8 protein-coding genes are annotated in these 7,414 nt (G+C 32.9%); 4 read left to right on the forward strand and 4 right to left on the reverse strand.

Features of this window, described 5'->3' with window-relative positions:
- Positions 1 to 1,077, reverse strand: a 1,077-nt coding sequence (locus tag V7056_RS17630) for a type III polyketide synthase (protein WP_499703712.1), incomplete at its 3' end; no start/stop codon positions are given.
- 262 nt (positions 1,078 to 1,339) lie between these two features.
- On the reverse strand, positions 1,340 to 2,884 hold the full coding sequence (locus V7056_RS17635) for a carboxypeptidase M32 (RefSeq protein WP_499703713.1): 1,545 nt from the start codon (positions 2,882 to 2,884) through the stop codon (positions 1,340 to 1,342).
- 279 nt (positions 2,885 to 3,163) lie between these two features.
- Between V7056_RS17635 and V7056_RS17640 the strand changes: the two genes are divergently transcribed.
- From V7056_RS17640 to V7056_RS17655, 4 genes are all read left to right on the forward strand, one after another.
- On the forward strand, positions 3,164 to 3,475 hold the full coding sequence (locus tag V7056_RS17640) for an ArsR/SmtB family transcription factor (RefSeq protein ID WP_499703714.1): 312 nt from the start codon (positions 3,164 to 3,166) through the stop codon (positions 3,473 to 3,475).
- 93 nt (positions 3,476 to 3,568) lie between these two features.
- Positions 3,569 to 4,051 carry an SRPBCC family protein gene (locus V7056_RS17645; protein ID WP_499703715.1) on the forward strand — a complete coding sequence of 161 codons (483 nt, stop codon included), beginning with the start codon at positions 3,569 to 3,571 and terminating at the stop codon, positions 4,049 to 4,051.
- Positions 4,052 to 4,094: 43 nt separating this feature from the next.
- Positions 4,095 to 4,619, forward strand: coding sequence for an SRPBCC family protein (locus V7056_RS17650; RefSeq protein WP_499703716.1), 525 nt, complete (start codon positions 4,095 to 4,097; stop codon positions 4,617 to 4,619).
- Positions 4,620 to 4,872: 253 nt separating this feature from the next.
- The gene (locus tag V7056_RS17655; protein ID WP_499703717.1) at positions 4,873 to 5,079 is read left to right on the forward strand and encodes a hypothetical protein; all 207 of its coding nucleotides are present in this window, start codon (positions 4,873 to 4,875) and stop codon (positions 5,077 to 5,079) included.
- A 372-nt stretch (positions 5,080 to 5,451) separates the two neighbouring features.
- Here the strand turns inward: V7056_RS17655 and V7056_RS17660 are convergent, their stop codons facing one another.
- Together V7056_RS17660 and V7056_RS17665 are read right to left on the reverse strand one after the other, a co-directional pair.
- Complete coding sequence (locus V7056_RS17660) at positions 5,452 to 5,937, reverse strand: cysteine hydrolase family protein (protein ID WP_499703718.1); 486 nt, start codon at positions 5,935 to 5,937, stop codon at positions 5,452 to 5,454.
- A gap of 222 nt (positions 5,938 to 6,159) precedes the next feature.
- Complete coding sequence (locus V7056_RS17665; RefSeq protein ID WP_499703719.1) at positions 6,160 to 7,101, reverse strand: S8 family peptidase; 942 nt, start codon at positions 7,099 to 7,101, stop codon at positions 6,160 to 6,162.
- Positions 7,102 to 7,414 lie beyond the last annotated feature (313 nt).

Genomic DNA, 7,414 nt, shown 5'->3' on the forward strand with positions numbered 1-7,414 from the left:
TTTCAAAAGTGAGAGTTCTGAGCTAAATCCAGGACCTAATGCGCATAATAAACCATGATCGCTTTTCTTCCCTATTTTCATAAATTCTTTTAAAACAAATAGAACAGTACAGGATGACATATTTCCATATTTTTTTAATATATCCAGCGAGATCCTCGTCTTTGTTTCATCAATTTCTAGTGAATCAACATATGCATCCAATACTTTTTTCCCACCAGGATGTGCAATAAAATGTGTTACGTCATTCAATACTATATTATTAACACTTAAAAAATTTGTTACGACAGGCTCTAACCAATTTTTTATAATTGAAGGAATATCTCTTGAAAAAATAACAAAAAGACCTGCATTTCGAACATCCCATCCCATAACATCTAATGAATTTGGCATCAAAGTTGAATGTGTTTGCTCAATCTTTGGAAGTGCAACGTGAATTGTACGTTCCTTCAATTTGCTTTCATCACCAATTACCACTACAGCTGCTGCGCCATCCGCAAATAGAGAAGTTCCGATGATATTGCTTTTGGATAAATCTTCTTTTTGAAAGGTTAAACTACAGAGTTCTACTGCGATTAGTAAAATATTAGACTCTGGATGTGCTTTACAATAATCAAAGGCACGAGCAATTCCGCTTGCACCACCAGCACACCCTAATCCCCAAATTGGTATTCTTTTAATCGTCGATTTAAAAGGTAAGATATTTGCGATATGTGCATCTATTGTAGGGGTAGATATACCAGTCGACGAAACAAATATTATGCCATCAATTTCATCAATTAAAATTTCTGAAGATAAAAACTCTTTATTTTCCAAACAATCTTTTAATGCATCTAATGAAAGCTGAATTGCTGTCTCAACATATGTTTGGTTCTTTTCTTCAAAACTGTGCGTCTCGCTATACCATGATAACTCTTTAGAAAGATATCTCGACTGAATTTCTCCATTTTGAAATACAGATAAAAGCCTGTCGATTGATGGGTATTTGCTTAAAAATAATTCTCTAACAAATGGGACAATGTTTTCTTGGTTTATTTTATGTTCAGGAACAGCTGTTCCAACAGATAAGATCAAAGGCATAATTTACCATCCTTTCTACTTCTTACCTTTTGTAAAATGAAGGAATTTTATGCAAAAAAAAAACAATTCAAGGATTCATTCACAATAATGAACGAATACCATTGAATTGCCTAAACGTTTCAAAGGAGTTTTTATTTCTATGTTGTGCAAATTAAGTATAACTGATTTAAACGTTTCAATCAGTGGTCAATTATTTCCATTTTCAAACTAAACGCTAATTCATTATACTGCTACATAATCATTCAAACTGCTCTTAAGAAAGTCATGCTTCTGAGCCCATATTCTGCTCAGAAAATGATAATTCATATAAATTTGCGTACTTGTTCTCAAGGTATTCAATATAATATTGAACGTTTAATTCTTCACCAGTTACATCTTTTAACAGTTCTTGAGGGGTTTTTGTTGCTCCGTATTGATGAATATTTATTTTTAACCAATTCAGTATTGAATGAAAATCATTAGATTCGATTAATTCATTTACATTTGTTAAATCTTTGTCCATTGTTGCTTTTATTTGTGCTGCATACATTGCACCTAGAGCATAGGTTGGAAAATATCCAAAGAGACCCATAGACCAATGAACGTCTTGTAAAACACCTTCACGATTTGTAGGTGGAATAATTCCAAGATATTCTTCCATTTTTTTATTCCAAATTGTTGGCAAATCCTTCACTTCGATTAGCCCATCTAATAAGTCCTTTTCAATTTCATAACGTACCATAATATGAAGTGGATATGTTAATTCATCAGCTTCGATCCGAATATATGATGGTTTACTATGATTAATCGCTTTGTAGAAATCCTCTAGGCTTACATCATCTAACACACCATTTAATTTCTTCGTCAATTTAGCATAATTACCCTTCCAAAATTCAAAGCTTTGTCCAATCATTTTTTCATATAAAAGTGATTGTGATTCGTGAATTCCAAGTGATGCTCCTTGGGCAATCGGTAATCCTTCCAAGCTTTTTGAAATATTTTGCTCATACAATGCATGACCACATTCATGAATTGTACTAAATAGCGCTTTCGCAAAATAATCTTCATGATATTTAGTCGTTACCCGAACATCACCTAAGTTTATATTTGTAGCAAATGGATGTGAAGTTTCATCTAAACGACCTGAGTTAAAATCGTAACCAAGCGTAGTTAAAAAATCTTCACAAATTTCTCTCTGCTTATGTTTTGATACATTTGCCTTCATTTCTTCTCTTTCAAAATTTTTGCCACTCTTAGAAATTGCTTTTACAATTGGGACTAACTTTTCACGAACAACAGTAAAAACTTCATCTAGTTTCGCTACTGTCATTCCTGGTTCATATTGTTTCAAATATGTATCATACTTTGAATTACCATAACCTAAATACTCTACAAACTTTCGTTTATACTCGATTATTTCTGTTAAATATGGTTCGAATGTTGAAAAGTTATTTTCTGTTTTGGCTTCTGCCCAAACACTTTCAGCTTCTGCCTGGCATTTTACATATGCTTCATATTCCTCAACTGGTATTTTTGTATTATGATCAAATTCTCTTCTCAAGAACTCAACTGTTTTCTCGACTTCTAAAGTACACTTCTCTGCTTGGATCGCTTCCTCTAGTGTAATTAAATAATGTTCCATTTCTTTTGATGTGCTCATTTTAAAAACATCTGATGAAAGTTGACTAATAACATTTGAACGTTGACGTACAGCATTTTTAGGTGCACCGGTTCTTAGATCCCAATAAAGAACACTAATTGCTTCATGCATGTTTAATATTTTCTTAACATAAGTCAAAAACGAAGCCTCATACTCTTTCAAACTCATAAAACACCCACCTTTACATTTTCAAATAATTCAGTCAAATAAATAGTAACATAAAATCGATTACGCAAATGGAAAAAATATCGACAAAACTAGGTGAAGTTTACGTTAAACAGTGATCTGGATACTCAATTTATATATAGAACATACTAGGATTAGTAATGCCTTCTCTTCTATGAAATAGCTCCTCAACTTCGAATCATTCCATCTGCATATGTTACAAATTAAATCGGATTTGAATATTCCTTGACAGGAATATTCCACATAAGGTATATTTCAATTATGAATTCGACTTTGATCGCACTTGCAGAACCTAACAGATTACAGATTGTTGAACTATTACGGAACGGACCACTTTCAGTAGGAGAAATTGCTGAGAAGTTGGATCTTAAGCAACCTCAAGTTTCTAAACATCTCCGTGTTCTTAGTGAAGCTGGTCTTGTAGAAGTTCAACCTATTGCCAACCGAAGAATTTATAAACTTAGACCTCAACCACTAAAAGAGATGGATTCGTGGATTGAATCCTTTCGTCACGTATGGGAAGAAAAATTGGATCGATTGGATGACTATTTAAAAAAGTTACAAGGAAAATAACTTAATTTATTTGTAGTAATTATGATTCTAGCGCTTTTAATATCAAATTATTAGAAAGGAAGTTTAGTTTTAACTACTTAAAGGAGGAAAATGATGAGTCATTTAACAGATGGACAATTAAATTTAGAAGATCGACAAATAACAATTAATCGTGAGTTTGATGCACCAAGAGACCTAGTATTTAGTGCTTTTACGGACCCTGTTCATATAGGGAAATGGTGGGGTCCAAATGGATTTACAATCACAACTCATGAAAGGGATGTAAGACCAGGTGGAATTTGGACTTTTATCATGCATGGTCCAGATGGTGTTGACTATCCAAATCAAATTCAATATTTAGAAATTGTAAAACCGGAAAAACTTGTTTATAAACATGGTACAGGCGAAGAAAATGATCCTAGATCATTTGAAGTCACAGTTACATTTGAGGAAAACGAAGGTAAAACCTTACTTACGATGTGTACTTTATTTCCTACACCAGAAGAGCGCAATAACGTCATTGAATTTGGTGCAATTGAAGGTGGCAAACAGACTTTAGAACGCCTTGCAAACCATATTTCAAAATATAAAAAATAAATACTAGCTGATGCATTTTAATATAATTTTGGAGGAATTAATGATGAACGAAAACCAATTAAAAGTAGAAAAAAATGAACTTGTGATTACGCGTGTGCTAGATGCTCCTCGTGAATTAGTTTTTAAAGTTTGGTCTGAAAAAGAACATTTAAGAAACTGGTGGGGTCCAGCTGGCTTAGAGCTACAAGTTGAATCATTAGATTTCAGAACTGGTGGAAAATTCCACTATAGCATGAAGTCACCTGAAGGATTTGAAATGTGGGGACTTTTTGTATACGGTGAAATCGTAAAACCAGAAAAAATTGAATTTGTAAATTCGTTCTCTGATAAAGATGGTAATATTACTAATTCACCGTTTCCTCAAATGGGGCCATGGCCTTTAGAGGTTCACAACACTTTAACGCTTGAAGAGAATGATGGTAAGACGACTCTAACATTAAGAGGCTACCCAATAAATGCAACTGAAGAAGAAATGAAGTCATACGAGGCTGGACATGAGTCAATGAAACAAGGCTTCGGTGGCACATTCAAACAACTTGAAGAATATTTAGCAAAAGTTTCAATATAATATCAAATTTACCCTTTAGTTTTACTACAAAAAGAACCAATTCCTTTAGGAAATGGTTCTTTTTGTATGTAAGTTTCTAGGGTATCTTCTGTCTCATAGAATGCCAATACATCCTGTTCTAATATGAGACCCTTCTTAAAGTTTCTTATGCTCTAATTTGAATAAAAAATATTGAAATCAAAAAGGAAATGGATGAATAAGAAGATTCTTAAAAACAGAAGATAGTGTGGATGTTTAAATTAGGAGGATCAAAATGAAAAGAACTTTAGTGCTCCATGAAACTTTAGAATTATATGAATTAATTACCTACAAAAGTCTATGTCTTACGAAATCAGCAATAATGAGTGGACTCACTCAAGATTTGGATGTACAAACAATTCTATTAGAAGATGCGAAATATGGTCAAGAGCATATACAGCGTTTAAAAGAATTCATAACCTTTACTGATGAACAGTCTTGACAAATATCTTACAAAATTTAGCCGCTACATGAGGAAATTCAGATTTAGTTATCGTTATTGCTACTGATTTCTAAATCAATTCAAAATTAAGTTTTAGGCATCTCCCATTTGCTTTAACGAAAAACGCAAGTAAAAAATCTAAACTACAAAAATAGTACATAGTTGTCGTTTTAACCAATGAACTTGAATTACTACCCTTGTAAAAGGCTCTGTTTTTGATGTTTGTTTCATTCAAATCCTTGATGCTAAATTTTTGGTTAAGCCGTATGATTAGCTGCTCCTTGTCATTAAACACCTGAGAGATCAAAGTTGTCAAAAAAAAAGACCGCTACGGTCTTTTTTTCTTACGATTACTTTTTATAAACATCATGATTAGCCAATAAACGGAATCACTGAATATGAAATAATATTACGATCACGATATGTTTGTGTAATCACATCACTTTTTGTACTTAAAATTCCATTTTGTAAAATGACTGGTCTAAATCCTCTTTCCATTGCTCCATTATAAGTGAAAAGAACACAATGCTCTGCAGCAAATCCTGCAATTATCACTAAGCTAATTCCTTGGTCTCGTAACACTTGTTCCAATTCTGTTTCCCAAAATGCATTAGAATGTACTTTCTTGATACGAATATCTTGCTGATCCACTTTTATTTCTGGAATAATAGAAATGGAATCATCATCAATATCACTTACTCCCTCAACGTCTTGAATATGTATGACTACATTATTTTTTTCACGCATCTTCTCAGCAACATAATTAATGTACTCACATGCGCCATCAACATTCATCACTTCTTTTTGGTCATTTAGTAAATTTTTTTGCATGTCTATAATTAAAAAGCCTATTTTCATTTTTTTCCCCCTATTAAATCTTTGATTAATCATAAATAAACCTCATTAGGGAATATATTCCATATAGTGAAAAGAAAACCTCTATTTATTTCTATTTATTTCTATTTATTTCTAATTCAAATACTATTTTTGGTATATCATTTACAACATATCTGATAGAAACATAAAAAAGCCCCGATCGCAAAAGTTATCGGGACTTATATACATCTGTTAAATTTTCATTTAGTTTTTAGCAGGTACATTAATACCTAGCTGTAATAATCCATTTCCTTCTTCTAATTTAGAGTAGCCTAGTGAAATTGTATGAGAAATTAACAAATCATAAATTTCTAATTCAGTAATTCTCTCATTATTTTCAGCTTCATATTGATGAATCAATAAAGCAATTGCTCCAGATACATGCGGTGTTGCCATGGATGTACCGGAGAGAGAAGCATATTGATTTCTTGGATACGTGGAAAGAATTTTTTCCCCTGGTGCTACTAAATCAACCTCATCATTTGTATTACTAAAATAAGATAAACGCTTTTGAAGATTGACAGAGCCTACTTCTACCACTTCTTGGTAAGCACCCGGATAGCTATATTCACTTGTTTCGCCGCTGCCATCACCTTCATTACCGGCTGCGCAAACAACCACAATATTTTGCTCCACGGCTTTTTGGATTGCTTCATGTAAACCAGTATCATCTTCTGGACTACCCAATGACATTGAAATCACTCGAACAGTTTCTCCATTACATCCTTTCCAATATGTTGCATATTCAATCGCCTTTGTTACAGCTTCTACACTACCTTCTCCTCTACCATTCAGTACTTTTAGAACGAGTAGCTTTACTTTTGGAGCAACGCCTACTACACCTTGTCCATTTTGAGTAGCACCAATTGTACCGCAAACATGAGTTCCATGACCGTTATTATCTAAGAATACGTTCGGATCTCCGCCATAGTCTTCTGTAAAGTTATACCCGCCAATAATACGGTCTTGTAAATCTGAGTGGTCTGTTTGACAGCCAGTATCAATCACTGCAACTACCACGTCTTCCCCTTGAAAACCTTTTTCCCAAATAGACTCAGCTTCGATTAAACGGACACCAACAGGTACTTCTTTTGTACGTCCTTTAACTTCTTCCAATTTGTAAGGAATTAACCTAAACTTGGACATGCTTATCCACTCCTTTTTGGGTTTTTACATAAGGAATATTCTGAGAGGTTTATTTTTATATTCTCCTCATATCCAATATTTACCTTGTATTTTCGTAAACTTTTAAGCTTTTTAATAAAAAATGACTCTTTTATCCTGGTGGTTAGTAAGAGCCACTGAGGATTGACCTATCATTAAATAATCTCAATTATCACTTTAGAATTAGATTATTTACTATTTTTTACTATCTGAAAATCACAAATAAAAAGGACTGATAAAAACAGTCCTTTTTGATTTATTTAAAACTATGTTAGTACATTTTATTTAAACAAAA

The organism is Bacillus sp. JJ664 (assembly GCF_036962205.1).
Taxonomy (GTDB): Bacteria; Bacillota; Bacilli; order Bacillales; family Bacillaceae_G; genus Gottfriedia.